The following is a 19,169-nucleotide window of genomic DNA, read 5'->3' as shown; positions in this document are numbered from 1 at the left end:
AAACTAAGTGATTTTTTTCTTACCAAGCTTGGGTTCACTTCCATCAAACAGTCGGCGAATGTTCTGGTGATGCCTTAGTAAAATAAGACAGCTCAACATAGCAACAGGAAGCGTAAAGAGTGGTCTTGCCATCCAAGTGTAAACTGGTGCAAGCAAAACAGTGACTATGGCCGCTAAGGACGAATAACGAAAGATCACAGCAACCAGTAGCCAAGTGCCAGTGATAAGTCCGGTGAGATCCCAGCCGATAGGTGCAATTGCACCAAGTGCGGTCGCCACTCCTTTTCCGCCTTTGAAGTGAAAGAAAATAGGGTACATGTGCCCAAGACACGCAGCAATCGCAATGACACCAAGAATGACAGGGTCTATCCCCAGATAGTAGCCACTCCAAACCGGAATTGTACCTTTGAGCATATCGCACAATAGTACACCCACCGCAGCCCCTTTGCCTCCGATACGAAGCACATTGGTAGCGCCTGGGTTATTTGAGCCTACTGTTCTTGGATCGGGTAATCGCAGCAAACGACAGATCAGCACTGCACTTGAGACTGAACCAAGTAAGTAAGCTGCGATGATCATAGCAAACGCTAACGGGGTCATTAGGCACCTTTTCGCAAGAAATTATCTAAGGGGACTGATATCATATCGAAAATAGTACGTTTTTTCCCGACAAATGGGTATCCGACCTCTAATAAAGGACAAATCATGGCATTGGATAAAGTATTTATAGAACAGCTTGAAGTCATTACTACTATTGGTGTTTATGACTGGGAACAAGAAATAAAACAAAAGCTTATATTAGATATTGAGATGGCTCACGACAATGCTCCAGCTGGAAAAAGCGACGATGTCATTGATGCATTAGATTACTCAAAGGTGAGCGAAGCCGTACTCAACCATATTGAAAACGGTCGTTTTCTGCTGGTAGAAAGAGTTGCTGAAGAAATTGCTGAGTTAATTCAAACTCAATTTTCAGTGCCTTGGGTGAAAATTCGTTTAGCGAAACCGGGTGCAGTACCACAGGCCAAAAGTGTTGGTGTTGTCATCGAAAGAGGCGAGGCATGATTACTGCCTTTATTGGTGTGGGCTCTAATGTGGATCGTGAAAAACACATTCGCGCTGCGTGCCAAGAGCTATCGCTCATCGCTAGTAACTTAAAGATGTCACCGGTGTATGCTTGTGAATCTTTTGGTTTCTCTGGTAATGATTTCTACAACATGGTGGTTCGTTTAGATACATCGCTGAACTTGGTTGAGTTTAGTGCAGCTCTGAAAGAGATCGAAGTAAAGTGGGGGCGAGATATTGACGCGGCTAAGTTTCAAAATCGCACCATAGATCTCGATATCCTGTTGTTTGGAAATGAAATCTCACAAAAAAAACCGCTTGTTCCACGTGAAGACATTTTTAAATATTCATTTGTAACACAACCTCTGTATGATCTTGCTCCAGATTTGGTCATTCCAAATGATGAGCGTTCACTCTGTCAGATCTTAGCGGCGATTCCAGCTCCTGTGGCTTTAAGAAGAATCGATTTTCAATTTTAGTTGGTAGTTAATAATGAGTTACTTTGAAGCCTTTATATTGGCGCTAATTCAGGGGCTTACTGAGTTTTTGCCTATCTCAAGTTCGGCTCACCTGATTTTGCCTTCAGCGGTTTTAGGATGGGAAGACCAAGGCTTAGCCTTTGATGTGGCAGTACACGTGGGTACGTTAGCTGCGGTGGTTATCTATTTCCGCAAGGAAGTGGTTACCCTGTTTGGCGCGCTATTCGGCTCTATTTTCAAAGGGGAGCGTAGCAAAGAGGCGAAGTTGGCTTGGATGATAGTCCTAGCAACTATCCCAGCGTGTATATTTGGTTTGCTGATGAAGGACATCGTGGAACTGTATTTGCGCAGTGCTTATGTGATTGCAACAACGACAATTGTGTTTGGCTTGTTGCTTTGGTGGGTGGATAAAAACTCCAAGTTAGCAGACGATGAATACCAAGCGGGGTGGAAGAAAGCGTTATTTATTGGCTTAGCACAAGCTTTGGCGATCATACCTGGTACTTCTCGCTCTGGTGCGACCATCACCGCGGCGCTGTATCTCGGATTTACTCGCGAAGCGGCAGCGCGTTTCTCGTTTCTGATGTCTATCCCAATCATCACTTTAGCTGGTGCTTACCTTGGTCTAAAACTGGTGACAGGTTCTGAGCCCATTCATGTTGGTTTCCTACTGACTGGCATCATAGTGTCTTTTATTAGCGCCTACATTTGTATTCACTTTTTCCTAAAACTGATTTCAAGAATGGGTATGACACCATTTGTGATCTATCGATTGATTTTAGGTGTAGGCCTATTTGCGTTTCTACTGATGAGCTAAGGCGACAAAGCCTAAGTCTTAAGGCTTAGGCTTTGTTCTACGGCTTTAACACGACGCTTATCCAGTTCTTCTTTAATCGCTTGACCTTTAAAACCATCTGCTATGATGTCTTGTACTTCCACACTGATTGCCGCTTGGTAGGCTTGCATGAAACGTTCGGCTTGTGGATACGGGTTACTCTCCAGTCCTTTTCGTCCTTTATGGTCGGCTTCACAGCACATCAAAACTTGCTGTAATTTCTCGGGCTTACGCCACACATCGAGTTGACCAAAAATCTTAATGAAGGTTGCCGGCCTTAGTTCGGCCGCGCGATGAACGTTGGAGTGCTGAGCACAAACCGCAACAGCTAAATCACGGTACTCATTAGGCACACGTACACGACTACAAAGAGACTTTATAGCTTTTTGCCCAGTGTGTGTATGAAGCTTATGGCTTGGCCACTCTTCTGCTGGCGTTAGAGCTTTTCCGAGGTCATGGACTTGAGCGGCAAAACGGACAATTGGCGATGTGCTTAGCAATGCGGCTTGCTGCGCAACCATCAGCGTGTGTATGCCTGTATCGATCTCAGGATGCCACTTTTCAGGTTGCGGAACACCAAACAGTGCGTCTAATTCTGGCAAAACAACCGCAAGAGCACCGCAGGAACGAAGTACATCTAAAAATACCTCAGGATGACGAGTAGTCAGTGATTTGTGCCACTCTTGCCAGACTCGTTCGGCGGTTAAGTGTTGCAACTCTCCATCGTTAACGATTGATTTCATTAAATCCATGGTTTCTAGAGCGACCGTAAACCCTAGATGTCTAAGCTTGGCGGCGAAACGAGCGACACGTAATACTCTAAGCGGATCTTCAACGAATGCCGGTGATACATGACGTAGTACTTTATCTTTTAAGTCTTGTTGTCCGTTGTAGGGGTCAATAATACGCCCTGAATCATCTTGTGCCATGGCGTTGATGGTAAGGTCACGGCGCATTAAGTCCTGCTCTAGAGTGACATCGGGCGATGAAAAGCATTCGAAACCAGTGTAGCCTTTACCAGCTTTGCGCTCAGTGCGAGCGAGTGCATGCTCCTGTTTCGATTTAGGATGTAAGAAGACGGGAAACTCTTTGCCTACAGCTTGAAAGCCGTCAGCCAACATTTGCTCAGGAGTTGCACCAACCACGACCCAATCTTTGTCGTAGACCTCAAGTTTTAGTAATTGGTCGCGCACTGCGCCCCCAACAAGATAGACTTGCAAATTGGCTCCCCTTTTTCGTACTTAGCCGTTGGCATTCATCTAGCTCAATGGTACTTTGCTTTGACTGATATTGTAAGGTTGAATGGATGTATAAGGATTATTTTGGCTTTTACGAGGTGCCTTTTTCAATAGTACCGAGCTCTCGTTATTTATTCTTGAGTCAGCGACATCGAGAAGCAATGCAGCATCTTCAAGCCGGTCTCGGACAAGGTGGTGGATTTGCCATGTTAACGGGGGAAGTTGGGACGGGAAAAACCACTGTAGCCAAAGCTATGTTAGCGTCACTGGATGATAAAACAGCATCTGGATTGATCCTAAATCCAACCTTTTCGAGTCAAGATCTGCTTGAAGCTATTTGCGATGAGTTTTCTCTTAGTTACCCTGAAAAGGCCTCCTTAAAACAGCTCAGTCAAGCCATATACCAGTATCTTATCGATAATGACCAACAAGGTATTAATACGCTGCTTGTAATCGATGAAGCGCAGCATCTCTCTGCGGAAGTTCTTGAGCAGTTGCGACTGTTGACTAATCTTGAAACGGATGATCATAAGTTACTGAAAGTGTTGTTGATTGGTCAACCTGAGTTGCAAGACAAACTGCGTACAACCCAATTACGTCAATTGGCCCAACGAATCACCGGACGTTATCACCTATTGCCGCTTACGGAAGGGGAGACTCGCCAATATATAGAGTTTCGTTTGTCGACGGCTGGCGGTGACACTTCGCTGTTTTCGAAGGGGGCTATCGCTGTGATGAATAAAGCCAGTCAGGGTATTCCGCGTTTGATTAACCTCATCGGTGATAAAGCGTTGCAGTATGCTTATCACTCAGGCGAGAAACAAGTATCTAAGTCCTTGGCACAAAGCGCTTGTGAGGACATTCTTTCGTTCCAAGCTCCTGGTGTAGGACATTCGGTGCAAAATACAAGTGGTGGTTTGTCAGAGTTATTGTCGACGTATGCAATGCCTGCGCTACTAGGTATTGCGATTGCAGGGGGGCTGTACTGGAAAGGCGCCGAAGGATTAGCGTGGTTGTCATCATTATCAAACCAACAGCTTGTTGCTGAGCCAGTCAGTACCTCAAACACTCCCTCCCAAGAAGTGATATTACCTGTTAACAATGTTGCAGAACCTTATCCTAAAGAGCTACTGCAAGATTTGTTTAAACGAAAAGATAAAATATCGGCGATTCAAGAGCTTTACGCGGTTTGGGGCTATAAAGCAGGCGTACTTGATGGCATGTGCGAAGAGTCACCGAGCAGTAGTTTTGAGTGCCAAAAGTATTTAGGTACCTTGTCTCAGATAGAACAACAGAATCTGCCCGTTGTGATGTCTCTGTATTTGGATGGACAACAAAGCTATGTGGTGCTGTATCAAGTTTCAGACGACCAAGTGCAAGTACTGAATGGTCAGCAACGTATCTCTTTGCCGAAGTCATGGCTTGAGCAGTTATGGACTGGTGAATACTACTCTATCTGGCAACGTGAACTGCAAACGACGCTCCGATTAAATCAACAGGGAGCGCAAGTTCGGTTATTGGATGAAAAACTGTCAAAAGTGCTTGGAGGTACACCTTCTGGTAGCGATATTTTCGATGAAGCACTAAAGCGCAAAGTGGAAATCTTTCAGCGTTGGCAGAATATTGATGTTGATGGCATAGCTGGGCGTAATACGTTACGTAAATTGGAGCTGTTAACCCAGAATAACCCTCCTTCTATCGAAGCTAAACAGAACCAAGAGGGGTCACTATGAAGTCTCTAATCTGGAGTAGTTTGGTCCTCGTATCTATCGGTACAATGGCCTCTCAGAATGCACCTGAGGACTCACAACAACTAAGCAAACCATATTCTATTTTGGCATACCCTGATTTTTCGGAGCTTAAACCGTTGCCGCAAGTAAGCGTGCCCGTTACTACGACTCAGGTCACTCAAGTCGCAAACACAACGAGTGCTAGTTCACCTATTGACGTTGTGCCAGATACCAACACAGTTTCAGAACAGCCTTTTGATTTAGAGAACTTAGATCTGAGTGGTTTAGACCCTGAGATTGCTCGCAAGGTTGCATCTGCCATCAATAAGACAGAACCTTCTTTAATACCAAGTAATTCAGATCATATTGCTCTAGAAGATAATCAAGCTCGTTATCGTGGACGTCTGCCTGCCTTGAACTTACAAACTCATATGTATTCGTCTGACGCTCAGCGACGTTGGGTCAAAATCAACGGCCAGGAGTTAAAAGAGGGAGATAGGCTGAATAACATCCAACTACTCGCTATAGAACCTCAGTTTATTACGATTCGCTTTGATAACGATATCATTGATATTCCTGCTCTATATGAATGGGGTGGATAAAAAACGGGACGCTAAAGTAGCATCCCGTTTTCTTAGTCATTGAGCGTATCTAGTTTATAGCTGAGACTTCGCCTGTACTGGTTCGGTAGCAACTAGCTCAAACTGTTGATAAGGGAACAGATACTCCGCTTCGGTTTTTACTTGCTGAGCTTTACTCGTATCTCCTATCCCTTGGTAAGCCAATATGAGATTACGATAAAAGGCAGGACGTGGCTTGTGACGGATAATATCCACAGACCAGTCAATATAAGGTTGAATAAGCGTTTTATCGCCAGTGCGTAACCCGAGCTTTAGATAAGTGCTATAGACATCCCAGTCATAACGATCTTGCCATGCCATGGGGTTACTGACTTTCTCTAAGATGGTGGCGTCGACTGGGTCAGATTTTTCAAACCTGTTTAATACATAATTGGTATGCAAAGACGCAACCATATAGGTGGTAACCAAAATTGGTATCAAAAGAGACATCACTCGTGTCAGTGTCTTAGTTACACCGGATAAAGAAGCTTGTTTTAATCGAGGCGTACGTTGATCTACCCAATAAATCAGGATGATAAAGGTAATCCAGTGTATCAATGAATGATAAAACGGATACTCCAATTGACTGTGCAGAACAATGGGTAGGAATAGAGCGAATATAGCCAAGCGTGTCCCAGGTTTAGCGGTGTAAATTCGGCTTAGGACGAAAAGAGCCGCGAGCAAAATGCCTAAAATCGGCAGCAATCCCCCCTCAATTCCCCAAAACAACAATTCGTTCTGTGGGTGATCTAGAGCAGGTACCCCAGCAGAAAAATGGTTGTTGAGCTGGTGCTGTCGAGCCGTATACACCATGTACTCAGGTTCAAATTTTCCTAATCCATAGCCAGTAAATGGCTTCTCGATCAGCATATCTATGGACTGGCTGTAAATCGTTGCACGAATGTCGGTAAAGCTGGCTTTTTGTTCGATAAGGTTTTGGCTACTGGTGTTCCCAAACCCAAGAAAAAGTCCCAATGCTACGCCAGCTAAACTAGCAAAAGTCCAGCCTCGAAAGCGCTTCCTAGTCGAGTGTCGGTACAGATAAGGGATAAGCAGCAATGTTCCGATTAGTGCACCTAGCCAGCCGGTTCTTGAGCCTAAAACGACAATTAGAGGTAAGGTAATTACGGGTGTTAAATATAAGATGGAGACATCGCTGATGTGCCAATTATATTTATGTCGTTGACGTGCGAGCAGATAACCAGATAGAACCAGAGCGGTAGCGAGAAAGCTCGCCATCACATTAGGCTGTTGGAAGATGCCGTAGGGCCGGTTAATGACTACGTCATATCCCATGAAATTATCATCGGACAGCAAGAAATACTGGCCATAGCCAATCGCAGACTCAATCAGAGCCGCTAGGACAACTAACCACAGAAACCGTTGTTTCTGCTTATTGGTGAACTGAAACTGCTGCAAAACAATGAACAACAACATGCCACTCCACAGAGCAATAAAGCGAGGAGCGACGGAAATTATGTCGGGCTTGCTGTAGAACAGTGGAGTACTTAACAGAATACAAGATAGCAACAAACCAATAGTAAGTTTGCTGTAACGCAATATTTGGTTGCTACCGAGTTGATAAAGCCCAATAGCTAAAGCGACGCTAAATGCAATCCATGCTGTGTTATTGAAGGTAAGTGCAAGCCCTAAGCCGCCTGGATTTGGCCAGAAAACATGTGTCGCGATGAGATAAAGCATCGCCATAGCGGCCATGAATTTTCGATTGAGCGGGGGACGAACTCGGTTTTCAGCCAGTTCTGTACCGTTGGTATGAATAATTGCCATGCTTGCTACTAGTTAATGAACAAGAAAGAGAGTGACGTAACCATACGTCACTCTTCTAAGATGCCCTAATTTAACCTTTTAGCATAGGTTTTAGGAAGCGTGCTGTGTGAGAACCTTCGACTTGAGACACATTTTCTGGGGTGCCTTGAGCGATAATTTCTCCTCCTCCTTGTCCACCTTCTGGCCCTAAATCGATGATCCAGTCAGAAGTTTTAATGACATCAAGGTTGTGCTCGATAACCACGACGGTATTGCCATGGTCACGCAGACGATGAAGAACGGACAAGAGTAGCTCTATATCGTGGAAGTGCAGACCGGTTGTTGGCTCATCTAAGATATAGAGTGTTTTACCCGTATCACGTTTAGAGAGTTCTCTAGCCAGTTTAACCCGCTGAGCTTCACCACCTGAAAGTGTCGTCGCAGCTTGACCGAGACGAATGTACGAAAGACCTACGTCCATTAAGGTTTGTAGTTTTCTAGCAATTACAGGAACCGGATCGAAGAACTCACGAGCATCTTCTACAGTCATTTGTAGCACTTCATCAATGGTCTTGCCTTTGTAGCGAACTTCTAACGTTTCACGGTTATAACGCTTCCCTTTACATACGTCACAAGGCACGTATACATCAGGTAAAAAGTGCATCTCTACTTTGATAACGCCGTCACCTTGACATGCTTCACAGCGGCCGCCGCGAACATTGAAGCTAAAGCGACCAGGTTTGTAGCCACGAGAGCGTGACTCTTGAGTGCCTGCAAACAGTTCGCGAATGGGGGTGAAGATACCAGTATAAGTAGCAGGGTTAGAGCGGGGTGTACGACCTATTGGACTTTGGTCAATATCGATCACTTTATCGAAATGCTCTAAACCTTCAATCTTCTTATAAGGGGATGGTTCGGCAGTTGTCGCTCCATTGAGCTGAGTGTGCGCTATCTTAAAGAAGGTATCATTAATCAGGGTGGATTTACCTGAACCGGAAACACCAGTAATACAGCTAAATAGACCAACTGGAATAGTTAAATCGACATTCTTAAGGTTATTGCCTGTTGCACCCTGCAGCTTCACCACCTTCTTAGCATCCATTGGTGTACGCTGTTGAGGAATCGCGATTTCTCGTTTCCCGCTTAGGTACTGACCGGTTAGTGATTCTTCTGATTGGATAATGTCCTCAATAGTACCTTCAGCTACTACAGAACCACCATGTACGCCTGCACCAGGGCCAATATCAATGACATGGTCTGCCGTTCGGATAGCGTCTTCGTCGTGTTCAACAACCAATACGGTGTTACCTAGATCTCTTAAGTGCGTTAGCGTATTGAGAAGACGTTCATTATCGCGCTGGTGGAGACCAATAGAAGGCTCATCGAGAACGTACATTACCCCGACTAGACCCGCTCCAATTTGACTTGCCAAGCGGATACGCTGCGCTTCCCCGCCTGAAAGCGTTTCGGCACTGCGTGACAGGTTTAGGTAGTTAAGGCCGACATTAACGAGGAAGTGCAGACGATCATTGATCTCTTTCATGACCTTCTCTGCTATTTGGGCACGTTGTCCCTCAAGCTCTAATGATCGGAAAAAGTCCATGGCACCACTGATGCTCATTTCGACGATTTCTGGCAATGTGGTATCAGCAATAAAGACATTACGAGCTTCTTCACGCAGACGAGTACCGCCACAAGAACCACAGGATTTTGTCGAGATATACTTCGCGAGGTCTTCACGCACTGAGTTAGATTCAGTATCACGATAACGACGCTCAAGGGTATTTAGGATCCCTTCAAATGGATGGCGTTTCACGCGGATATCACCGCGATCGTTAACGTAGTTAAATTCCACCTCTGTGCGACCTGAGCCTGTAAGTACCACATCTTTGATCTTTTTGGGCAGAGATTTAAAGGGCGCGTATAAGTCAAAGTCGTAGTGCTTGGCCAGTGAGGTCAGCATTTGGAAGTAGTAATAGTTCTTCTGATCCCAACCGCGAATCGCACCTTCAGCAATGCTCAGATCTTCATCCATCACGACTCGTGCTGGATCGAAGTATTGCTGGACTCCTAAACCATCACACGTGTGGCAGGCACCTGCAGGATTGTTAAACGAAAACAGGCGAGGCTCAAGCTCTTGCAAACTATAACCACAGTAAGGGCAAGCAAAATTGGCAGAAAAGATGATGTCCTCTTTTTCTGGTTCATCCATCCAAGCAACACCGACGATGCCACCTGAGAGTTCTAGCGCGGTTTCAAAAGATTCGGCAAGACGCTGCTGTAAGTTATCTCGAACTTTAAAGCGGTCGACAACCACTTCAATGGTGTGCTTTTTATGCAACTCAAGTGTCGGTGGATCTGAAAGATCGCAGGTTTCTCCGTCAATACGGGCGCGAATAAAACCTTGAGCTGAGAGGTTTTCTAGAGTTTTAACATGCTCACCTTTACGCTCCTTAACAATTGGAGCTAGTAACATCATTTTAGAGCCTTCCGGTAGCTCTAGAACTTTATCAACCATTTGGCTAACGGTTTGTGCGGCTAATGGTGTTTTGTGTTCTGGGCAGCGTGGCTCGCCCACTCGAGCATACAGCAAGCGCAAGTAGTCATAGACTTCTGTGATGGTACCTACAGTTGAGCGAGGGTTATGCGAGGTGGACTTTTGCTCAATAGATATGGCTGGAGACAAGCCTTCGATGTGGTCAACATCAGGCTTCTCCATCAAGGATAAAAACTGTCTTGCATAAGCGGATAAGGATTCCACATAACGACGTTGCCCCTCTGCGTACAGAGTATCAAAGGCAAGTGAAGACTTACCTGAGCCCGAAAGGCCAGTGATAACGGTCAGTTTGTCGCGAGGAATTGTCAGATTGACGTTTTTTAGGTTATGGGTTCGAGCACCCCTAACTTCGATCTTATCCATTGTTGCCACTCATGTAATACTTAGTGTGACAAGTATTACATAGTGTGAAGTTTGTGCAAAGAAATACTGGATAAAAAAACAGGTCCATAAACGTAAAAAGCGCCACTTCTCGATGAAAGTGGCGCTACGGCTTACCGTTTATTCTTTGAGCTCAAGGATTACGCTTTCTTCGTAGCGTGTTTGCCAAGCTCTGCAGTTTTCTCATCTTTTAGGTAAAGATTCTCAAAGCAGTAGTTCGTTGCTTCGATATAGCCTTCTACGCTGCCGCAGTCAAAACGTTGACCTTTAAATTTGTAGGCCAAAACGCAGCCAGCTTTTGCTTGTTTAAGCAAGGCGTCAGTGATTTGGATTTCACCGCCTTTGCCAGGTTCTGTCTGTTCAATTAGCTCGAAAATATCTGGAGTCAGAATATAACGACCAATGATCGCTAGGTTGCTAGGCGCTGTGCCTTGCTCCGGCTTTTCAACCATATCATCTACACGGAAAAGATCGTCTTTAATCATTTCGCCAGAGATAACACCGTATTTGTGCGTTTCATCTTCAGGAACTTCTTGAACCGCAACGATTGAGCAGCGGAACTGCTTGTAGAGCGCGACCATTTGAGCCAGTACACCTTGATCTTCGTTAACACAAAGGTCGTCCGCTAGAACGACGGCAAATGGTTCGTCACCTACAAGCTCACGACCAGTCAAAATTGCATGGCCGAGGCCCTTCATTTCACGTTGGCGAATGTAGGTGAATTGTGCTGAATCAATGATGTCGCGAATATCAACAAGAAGCTCTTCTTTATTAGTGCCACTAATTTGGTGTTCAAGCTCGTAGTTTTTATCGAAGTGATCCATGATGGAGTGTTTACCACGACCTGTAACAATACACATTCCGTCCATTCCCGCTTGAATGGCTTCTTCCACACCGTATTCAATCAGTGGTTTGTTAACCACTGGCATCATTTCTTTAGGCATAGATTTTGTGGCGGGTAGGAAGCGAGTTCCGTAACCAGCTGCCGGGAATAGGCACTTCTTGATCATGATAAAACCCTTTATCTTTATTCGTTTTAATTTGTTGCCACTGACGGGCGATTGGACCTAAGTCTACATAGTATCGTTAGTTTATGACAGTAGAAATGTGTCAGAGTTCGCTCTGTTTTGCGGTGAAAACTCATAGCGAACTCTCTACTTAGAAGAACGTGTATTGTATATATTGTTAGGAGAGAAGGTTTTGATTAGCCCAAGCTATCGCTTGTAGGCGGTTTTTTACCGAAAGTTTTCTAAATATCTGATAAAGATGGGATTTTACTGTGGATTCAGTAATAAATAGGTCTTCAGATATTTGTAAGTTGCTGGCTCCCGATTGCAGACACCGCAGAATCTCGATTTCTCTGGCTGTCAAATCCACCACAGTGGGAGAGGTGTTTGCTGAGACCACATGGCGATAGTGATGTAACAGTTGGCTGGTTACCTCTCGAGGTAGCCAGTTTTTGCCGTTAATGATTTCTCCTAAACCAATCACGATTTTCTTAGCGTCTTCGTGGCTGTAAAAGAGCCCTTTGATATGACCATATCTAAGGATCTCCTCGGTCGTTAGCCGATGCGGAACATTGATCAGTACGGTCTCAAAATTTTTGCTTGCTAAAGGCAGGTTTAACACTTGTTGGAAAAGATCTAAGGATTCTTCGTAATCAAAGAGCAAAATACGATTACGAGAACCGGAGGTGGTTGAAAGTAGATCCTGAGGAGTGATGGCTTCAATAGCATTAATACTTAGATGGGATAAGCGCTTTACCCTTTTGGTAACTGAGTCCTCTTGATTAAGAGTGACATGTTGAATGACGCGTTGGTAATTATTTCTTCTCATAGCACACTTTTACTGGTGGTTTTTATGCATGTTGACGAGTATGTAGTTTATGTTCTAGTGATAAAAAAGTAGTTTGAGAGTGACTTAAAACTATCTAAGTAATTGATATAAATATAAAGTTTATCATTGTTTGCTTCGCTCGTAATAACGAGGGGAAAGGGGTTATTTTGGTATCCTCAGGATAAGCGCTGTTGCGGTACCAGTGGTTCGTGTTATCCTACTGGGCTAATTTGAAACACACTGTGGTTACGGAGCAAAACATGGCAAGCCGTGGAGTAAACAAAGTCATTCTAGTGGGTAACTTAGGTAACGACCCAGAAATTCGTTACATGCCAAACGGCGGTGCCGTGGCGAATATTACAATCGCAACCTCTGAATCTTGGCGTGATAAAGCGACAGGCGAGCAGCGTGAAAAAACTGAGTGGCACCGCGTTGCTCTGTTTGGCAAACTAGCGGAAGTTGCTGGTGAATATCTGCGTAAGGGCTCTCAAGTTTATATTGAAGGTCAACTGCAAACTCGTAAGTGGCAAGATCAAAGTGGTCAAGACCGCTACACAACGGAAGTTGTTGTTCAAGGCTTCAACGGCGTGATGCAAATGCTAGGTGGTCGCCAAGGTGGTGGTGCTCCTATGCAGGGTGGTATGCAAGGCGGCATGAACCAAGGTGGTGGCATGCAGCAGCAAGCTCCTCAACAACAGGGTTGGGGACAGCCTCAACAACCTGTACAACAACCAGCTCAGCAAAAACCTGCTCAACAGCAGCCGCAGTACAATGAGCCACCAATGGACTTCGATGACGATATCCCGTTTTGAGGATTACCTGAGACCTAGTTTTGTTAAGTTTGATGATTTAAGTCAAATATAACAAAGGTTTGTATGAAAAGTTTACAGTAAGTGTTGTAACTTCTGTAAACTTTTTTTATGCTGTTTTTGTGGTTCGGTGTTACCTTGGTTTTTTGTTAAGTTTTGGTGGGTTGGAGGGCGGCTATGAAGGTAAAAGCATTTCAAATGGCGAGTGGGGAAAGCTACTCAATTCTATTGGGGGATGATGGTATGCCGTTGCCTTACCAAAACCTCTTTGTCACCCTGCATTACCGAAATGAATCTAAAGCAAGTAACACCTGCTATCGCGTTTTTGAGCACCTTTGCTTTTTGGAAGAAATTTGTCAGCTCGAAAAAATAGATCTAATCGAACGATGCAAGACAGGCGATTTTCTGACAAACAAAGATTTTGAGAACATCAAAAAGCACTCGAAGCTTAAAGTCGAATCATTCCGCGAAATGGTTGCGAGACATGAACTCTCCAATGTCGTGAGCATCAAGAAAAACAAACTCGAAACGGCAAGAGCTAACGTCGTCGTCAACCCTGAGGGTGACATATCCCCTCACACCACCTACAACCGATTAACTGTGTTTGCGAAGTTTATTGGCTGGTTAGAAGAAGAGTTGTTTCCTTCTAAGGATTCTACGGCTGAGGTGGAATTAAAAAAAATCAGGGGAGATAAGTTTGGTACTAGCGACGAAGACCTTGATTGGGATGATTGGCGCTCTCTAAAGCCAATTCAAAAAATACGAGTCCTTGATGTGGTTCACCCAGACTCTTCGGAGAACCCATGGAAATCAGAATCTCTTCGATATCGTAACCAGCTTATCGTAAATATGCTTTTTGCCATTGGCTGTCGGCGTGGGGAGTTGCTCAAGATTAGGGTCAAAACAGACGACCACCCATCAGATATCAGGAAGCGTGACAAGGACGGTCGTCACTTCGTGATGATCCGCTCTCAAACAGACAATACTGATAAACGTAAGCGCAGACCCGAAGGAAAGACAAAAGGGCGATTTGTGCCAATGGATAAACGATTGGTAGATATGTATCAAAATTACCTTATCCATCATCGTCCGAATGCTACTGGTTCTGAACATATCGAGTATCTGTTTGTCACCCACAATCACAAGACACAAACCAACGCAGCCTTATCCTTAGCTCAGGTAAATAAGATTTTTCGAGAGATTTCTGAAGTAGTCGGCTTTTCAATTGACCCTCATGGAACGCGTCATACATGGAACGATGAGTTCAGTGCTTACGTGGATAAACGCATTGCTGAAGGCAAAACAACGGAAAAGAAATCAGAAGCTGATAGGCAAAAATTAATGGGTTGGGACGAAAACTCCAAGATGGCAAAACTTTACGCCCGAAGACATGAAGACAAACGCGCAATGGAAATGGCACTAAACCTTCAAGAAGAGCATTCAACAACTATAAATTCAATAGTTCAGCAGCGAGATGAAGACCTCTGGACAGGAGAAGAGTAATTGAATCACTATGATGTGAATTTTGACTTTGCTAACGAAAGCAAGGTGACGACGTCGGTATCGCACAACGGTTTTGAGTTTGATTATTTGTCAAGCCGATGGACTCTCAATCGGGATGTAACAGTGTCGGTGGAATTTTTAAACCTCTTCTCTCAACCGTTACAAGATGACATTCGAGAGACCTTAGTGTTTTATGCTGAAACCTCATCAGCCAACCATACTAGTAATATCGCAAAACAGTTAAGCCTTTACCAAAGACTTACAGGGGAAAGCGGTCTAACTGAAAAAGGTTTTGCATCCTTCAAAAACAAAGTGCCCAAAAAAGACTGGTACAAGGTATCGGTTGTAAGAGGAATGCTTCGACAAATGCGATTCCTGAAATTGGATAAACACATCGGTGATGCAGTATTTAAGCTGACTGACCAATGGCGTTTAGGTGGTAATGACAAAGGGGTTGCTGTTCTTACTCTCGATCCAGAAACTGGGCCATTTAGTGATTTAGAGTTTGAGGCTATCGGTTTACATGCTGCCCATCGATATGCAGAAGGGGAGTTGGGAACGGATGAGTACGCTTGCCTCTCGATGTTTAAAGCTTCAGGTCGTCGTCCTGTTCAGATCGCATCCATAAAATGTAAAGACTTTTCGTATTCGTCCGATTACACGGGTTCTCCAACGTATGTGGTGCTGATCCCTAAAGCAAAGGTTCGTGGAGGGAAGTTCCGCAGTATCCTAAAGCCTTATGCCTTAGTGAATTCGGTCGCACAGGTTGTCGAGCTACATATTGAAGAACAGACAGCTAAAGTGGAAAATGCCCTTGGTCGTAAAATGACACTTGAAGAAAAAGGTGAACTACCTTTGTTTGTCGATGTTGACACCATTGAAGAGATCCAATCAATAAACTCAGAGGCTATTTTGGATTATCTAAAGTCCGAGCTACCTCATATTAAAACGAGTAACCTGACTAATAAGCTAAATGGTGCAGTCAAAAAGCTGAAGATTATCAGTGAGCGAACTGGAGAGCCTTTGAAGTCAACGAGCTACCGCTTTCGCTATACCTTAGGCACTCGCGCAGCGAGAGAGGGAGCAGGAACGCTTACTATTGCCAACTTACTTGACCATTCTGATACGCAAAATGTTCATGTCTATGTTGCCAATTCTCCTGAACATGCCATTCAAATTTCCAAAATTATGAACCAACCGCTGGCTCGGTATGCTTCCGCGTTTGCTGGTAAACTGGTTGAAGATGAGGATGAAGCCAATGCTGAAAATACAGGAGCGGCGCGTATTCCTTGTCGTGAAAAGGATTGTGATGTTGGTTCTTGTGGCTCAAACAGTTTCTGCCAAGATTATGCTCCTATTGCTTGCTATTTATGTCCTAAATTTCGCCCATGGGCACATGCGCCGCATCACCTTATCCTTGAATGGCTAGTAGAGGAACGGGAGCGATTAAAAGCTGACACCAATGGTGATATGCAAATCGTATCAATCAATGATCGTGCAATCCTAGCCGTATGCCAAGTAATCCAGCTATGTAGAGAGTATAACAATGGCTGATGTATTGACTTTTAAACCTAAACACGAGCTTGAACATGCGAAAAACCAAGCCGATTTTGTTGCGTTCGGGCGTCAAATTGCACCACTGAACGGTAAGTATGTTTATGATGAAAACTACTGGCCTAAAGTAGGTAACTTCACCATTTTTGGTGCCAGTAGCCGACAAAGAAATCCCGAAGAGTTGCTGGATGAATCTCTTATTCCGTTTGCAAAAGCTTACGTTACCTATGGTGGGGGTACTAAAGCAGGTTTAAACGTTAAATTCCAAGCCTTACGCGCAATTAATGCAGGCTGGCAAAAGTTACACAAAGGGGAAGATTTTGAAACCACGAAGCTCACTGCAAAGACATTCAATGAGGCTCAGCTTGCTGCAAAGAAGTCGTTGAGTGCTGGAGCTGCTTATCAAGCTGGGCGTGGTTTAAATAACCTTCTCAATTTCTTGATTGAGTATAATTTACTGAAGCCATTTAAGTGGAAAAGTGGGTTAAAAAAGCCTGCTGAGAATGCAACGGGTGATGATGCGGATAAGAGACGTCAGGACAAAATGCCTGATGAGAATGCACTATTAGCACTTGCCTCTGTAAACGCACAAAAAAATGAAGACTTAAGCCCTAGAGATATTATCACGATATCTACCATGAGTTTGTTGATGGCAGCCCCTAACCGTGGTTCAGAGCCATTTTTTTTGCTTTCTGACCCCATTCACACTGATGATTTGAAAGTTTGGGAAGTGCTAAAAATAGATGGATTTACCAAAGGTGATGTGAAGGAAATCCTTAAATACCAGAAAGAAAACAATATTGCTTTTGAGGCTGATGAGGGCACTGTACTCGACAATGCTGAAACGGTTACAGAAGATGCTGATGGAGACGAATTAGATCTTGCTGCAACCATCCAAATTAAAGGAATAAAGTGGTATTCGGGTAAGGATTTTGGTCACGCCCACAAGTGGATTCCTACGTGTATGTATGGCGTTGTCGAAACTGCTGTAGAGCGTCTGCGTACAATGTCAGAGCCTGCACGAATGTTTGCGACGTTACTCGAAGGTTCTGCGGATTTTCCTCGGCATGAACTGTGTCCCAACGTGCCAGAAGACCAACTCTTGACTTGTGACGAGGCTGCAATGGCACTGGGCTTAGATATGTCCAAGTATGGTGATCTTTCTGATGCCTATAATCGGAAAAGTTGGCAATCGTCTAGAAACGCATTTTTAAGGCGTAAAGGGGTAGAGCGAAAAGATTATCAAGTCACGCTCCAAGATTTAAATTTGATACTAAGAAATGACCTGCCAGAGGGCTTCCCTTATATACCATTCGGCAAAGGTAACGGGCACGTAAGGCTCAAGTGGTCAGAATCTTTGTATGCAGGGTTTGCCAATTGTTTAGATACTACAAAATCAAACATAACTACTGAGCTTTACATTCCAACTATCAATACGTTGAATGAAGACCTTGCCCCGTCGAAAAAAAAGAACAGAGTGACAGGTAAGGTACAAGCGGGTTCGCGTTCGATTTTCCAGCGTTGGGGGCATGGAGACTTGAAAATAACCTCTCACCAGATCCGTCATATGCTGGACACTATGGCAGCAGTGAATGGGATGGATGGCGAGCAACGAGCTAAGTGGGCGATGCGTAGTGACCCTAAGCACAATCGTTATTACGACCACACAACGCCTGAAGAATATGGGGCTGACTTTATTGAAGAGCGAGAAAAAGAGATGGTTTCACAGGGCTTGCTGGTCAGTCAAACAACAAGGACGACGCAAATTCAGGTGCAGGTAGCGACCCCCCGTACACTTCAAGAGCTGAATACTAAGGCTTCGTTGACAGCACATACTAACGAGTTCGGTATGTGTGTTACTTCATACATGGCAGAGCCCTGTACTAAGTATAGAGACTGCATCAACTGTGATAAACAGGTCTGCGAGAAAGGTGATGACGGTAAGTGTGAGCGTATCCGTAAGCGTCTCAAAGATGAAAGGAAACTTCTCAAGATGGACAAGAGGGCTGTCGATGATGGAGTTCAGGGAGCTAGGCAGTTCTACGAGCGTAGGAAGATGACCACGGAGCGCTGTGAGCAACTACTTACCATGATGGAAGACCCAAACATCGAGGATGGCTCCCTTATCAGGCTACTTAACGTGGAGGATGTCACTCAACTAGATCGGGCTATGGATGCCAATGGTAAAAAGCGCCTACCAAATATTGAAAACTACCAACGAATCAAAGCGACTCAAAAGACCCAGAGGGTTACTGTTGATGAAATGATTGGCATTGAGAGCATTCCAGAGTCATTTGATGATGAACTATTCGATGATCTTGATGCTTTAGACGAAATGGATGTAATGGATTTCTTTGAGGACTAATTATTGTGGCTAAACACCTAACAGACACTGATATTAGCAACGTTTGCGAGCTCTTGGATGACTGGCCTACTGACGCAAAGCTTACATGGGATAAGTTGGTTGAGGCTGTTGCACATGATTATAAACTCACGACTACAAGGCAGACATTGCAGAAACAGTCTCGTATCAAGCGTGCATATACAGAGGTTAAGAAGCTCGTTTCTGGAAACTCCCCGAAAGCTGTTGCTGCTCGCAATAGGCACCTACCTTCTAGTTTGAAGGCTGCGGCTGACCAGTTAGAAAAAAAGGAGCGAACTATTCAACGGCTTGAGGCAGAGAATAGTCAACTCCTAGAACAATTCCATACTTGGTTGTACAACGCCACCCAGCACGGGATTTCTATTGAGCAACTAAACGAGCCACTGGAAACTAAACAGAAAAAGTGAGTGGT

At 44.5% G+C, this 19,169-nt stretch carries 16 protein-coding genes; 10 read left to right on the top strand and 6 right to left on the bottom strand.

Features of this window, described 5'->3' with window-relative positions; genetic code table 11:
• Positions 1-3: 3 nt before the first annotated feature.
• The gene (gene plsY / locus L2W36_RS01750; RefSeq protein ID WP_006070966.1) at positions 4-600 is read right to left on the bottom strand and encodes a glycerol-3-phosphate 1-O-acyltransferase PlsY; all 597 of its coding nucleotides are present in this window, start codon (positions 598-600) and stop codon (positions 4-6) included.
• Positions 601-705: 105 nt separating this feature from the next.
• On the opposite strand from plsY, the gene folB reads away from it, so the two are divergent.
• From folB to L2W36_RS01735, 3 genes are read left to right on the top strand one after another with little or no spacing between them, the layout of a single operon-like run.
• On the top strand, positions 706-1,065 hold the full coding sequence (gene folB / locus L2W36_RS01745) for a dihydroneopterin aldolase (RefSeq protein WP_006070968.1): 360 nt from the start codon (positions 706-708) through the stop codon (positions 1,063-1,065).
• Complete coding sequence (gene folK, locus L2W36_RS01740; RefSeq protein ID WP_198557296.1) at positions 1,062-1,544, top strand: 2-amino-4-hydroxy-6-hydroxymethyldihydropteridine diphosphokinase; 483 nt, start codon at positions 1,062-1,064, stop codon at positions 1,542-1,544. The genes folB and folK overlap by 4 nt, the downstream gene beginning before the upstream one ends.
• A 13-nt stretch (positions 1,545-1,557) precedes the next feature.
• Positions 1,558-2,361 (top strand): undecaprenyl-diphosphate phosphatase, encoded by an 804-nt coding sequence (locus tag L2W36_RS01735; RefSeq protein WP_038229107.1) that lies wholly within the window; start codon positions 1,558-1,560, stop codon positions 2,359-2,361.
• An 11-nt stretch (positions 2,362-2,372) separates the two neighbouring features.
• Here L2W36_RS01735 and L2W36_RS01730 read toward each other — a convergent pair whose 3' ends face one another.
• Positions 2,373-3,599, bottom strand: coding sequence for a multifunctional CCA addition/repair protein (locus L2W36_RS01730; RefSeq protein ID WP_236109179.1), 1,227 nt, complete (start codon positions 3,597-3,599; stop codon positions 2,373-2,375).
• 86 nt (positions 3,600-3,685) lie between these two features.
• On the opposite strand from L2W36_RS01730, the gene L2W36_RS01725 reads away from it, so the two are divergent.
• Together L2W36_RS01725 and L2W36_RS01720 are read left to right on the top strand one after the other, a co-directional pair.
• The gene (locus tag L2W36_RS01725; RefSeq protein WP_236109178.1) at positions 3,686-5,350 is read left to right on the top strand and encodes an AAA family ATPase; all 1,665 of its coding nucleotides are present in this window, start codon (positions 3,686-3,688) and stop codon (positions 5,348-5,350) included.
• Entirely contained in the window at positions 5,347-5,949 is a 603-nt protein-coding gene (locus tag L2W36_RS01720; protein ID WP_236109177.1) for a general secretion pathway protein GspB, read from the top strand. Before L2W36_RS01725 ends, L2W36_RS01720 begins: the two co-directional genes overlap by 4 nt.
• Before the next feature lie 54 nt (positions 5,950-6,003).
• On the opposite strand, the gene L2W36_RS01715 is transcribed toward L2W36_RS01720, so the two are convergent.
• From L2W36_RS01715 to L2W36_RS01700, 4 genes are all read right to left on the bottom strand, one after another.
• On the bottom strand, positions 6,004-7,755 hold the full coding sequence (locus L2W36_RS01715; RefSeq protein ID WP_236109176.1) for a PglL family O-oligosaccharyltransferase: 1,752 nt from the start codon (positions 7,753-7,755) through the stop codon (positions 6,004-6,006).
• A 70-nt stretch (positions 7,756-7,825) separates the two neighbouring features.
• Positions 7,826-10,654 carry an excinuclease ABC subunit UvrA gene (gene uvrA, locus L2W36_RS01710; protein ID WP_006070977.1) on the bottom strand — a complete coding sequence of 943 codons (2,829 nt, stop codon included), beginning with the start codon at positions 10,652-10,654 and terminating at the stop codon, positions 7,826-7,828.
• A gap of 158 nt (positions 10,655-10,812) precedes the next feature.
• On the bottom strand, positions 10,813-11,682 hold the full coding sequence (gene galU, locus L2W36_RS01705) for a UTP--glucose-1-phosphate uridylyltransferase GalU (protein ID WP_006070978.1): 870 nt from the start codon (positions 11,680-11,682) through the stop codon (positions 10,813-10,815).
• Between the two features lie 175 nt (positions 11,683-11,857).
• Positions 11,858-12,508, bottom strand: a complete 651-nt coding sequence (locus tag L2W36_RS01700) for a LuxR C-terminal-related transcriptional regulator (protein ID WP_236109175.1) — start codon at positions 12,506-12,508, stop codon at positions 11,858-11,860.
• Between the two features lie 260 nt (positions 12,509-12,768).
• Here L2W36_RS01700 and L2W36_RS01695 point away from each other — a divergent pair, with 260 nt between their 5' ends.
• The 5 genes from L2W36_RS01695 (at position 12,769) to L2W36_RS01675 (ending at position 19,164) form a co-directional block, all read left to right on the top strand.
• On the top strand, positions 12,769-13,320 hold the full coding sequence (locus L2W36_RS01695) for a single-stranded DNA-binding protein (protein ID WP_006070982.1): 552 nt from the start codon (positions 12,769-12,771) through the stop codon (positions 13,318-13,320).
• 174 nt (positions 13,321-13,494) lie between these two features.
• Positions 13,495-14,820 (top strand): tyrosine-type recombinase/integrase, encoded by a 1,326-nt coding sequence (locus L2W36_RS01690; RefSeq protein ID WP_236109174.1) that lies wholly within the window; start codon positions 13,495-13,497, stop codon positions 14,818-14,820.
• The gene (locus L2W36_RS01685) at positions 14,821-16,374 is read left to right on the top strand and encodes a site-specific integrase (protein WP_236109173.1); all 1,554 of its coding nucleotides are present in this window, start codon (positions 14,821-14,823) and stop codon (positions 16,372-16,374) included.
• Positions 16,367-18,739 (top strand): integrase, encoded by a 2,373-nt coding sequence (locus tag L2W36_RS01680; RefSeq protein WP_236109172.1) that lies wholly within the window; start codon positions 16,367-16,369, stop codon positions 18,737-18,739. The genes L2W36_RS01685 and L2W36_RS01680 overlap by 8 nt, the downstream gene beginning before the upstream one ends.
• 5 nt (positions 18,740-18,744) lie before the next feature.
• On the top strand, positions 18,745-19,164 hold the full coding sequence (locus L2W36_RS01675) for a hypothetical protein (protein WP_236109171.1): 420 nt from the start codon (positions 18,745-18,747) through the stop codon (positions 19,162-19,164).
• Positions 19,165-19,169 lie beyond the last annotated feature (5 nt).

Origin of the sequence: Vibrio sp. McD22-P3 (genome assembly GCF_021568915.1) — a bacterium.
GTDB lineage: Bacteria > Pseudomonadota > Gammaproteobacteria > Enterobacterales > Vibrionaceae > Vibrio > Vibrio mediterranei.
The sequence above is the reverse complement of the archived record's forward strand: the minus strand, read 5'-3'. Positions and strand labels throughout refer to the sequence as shown.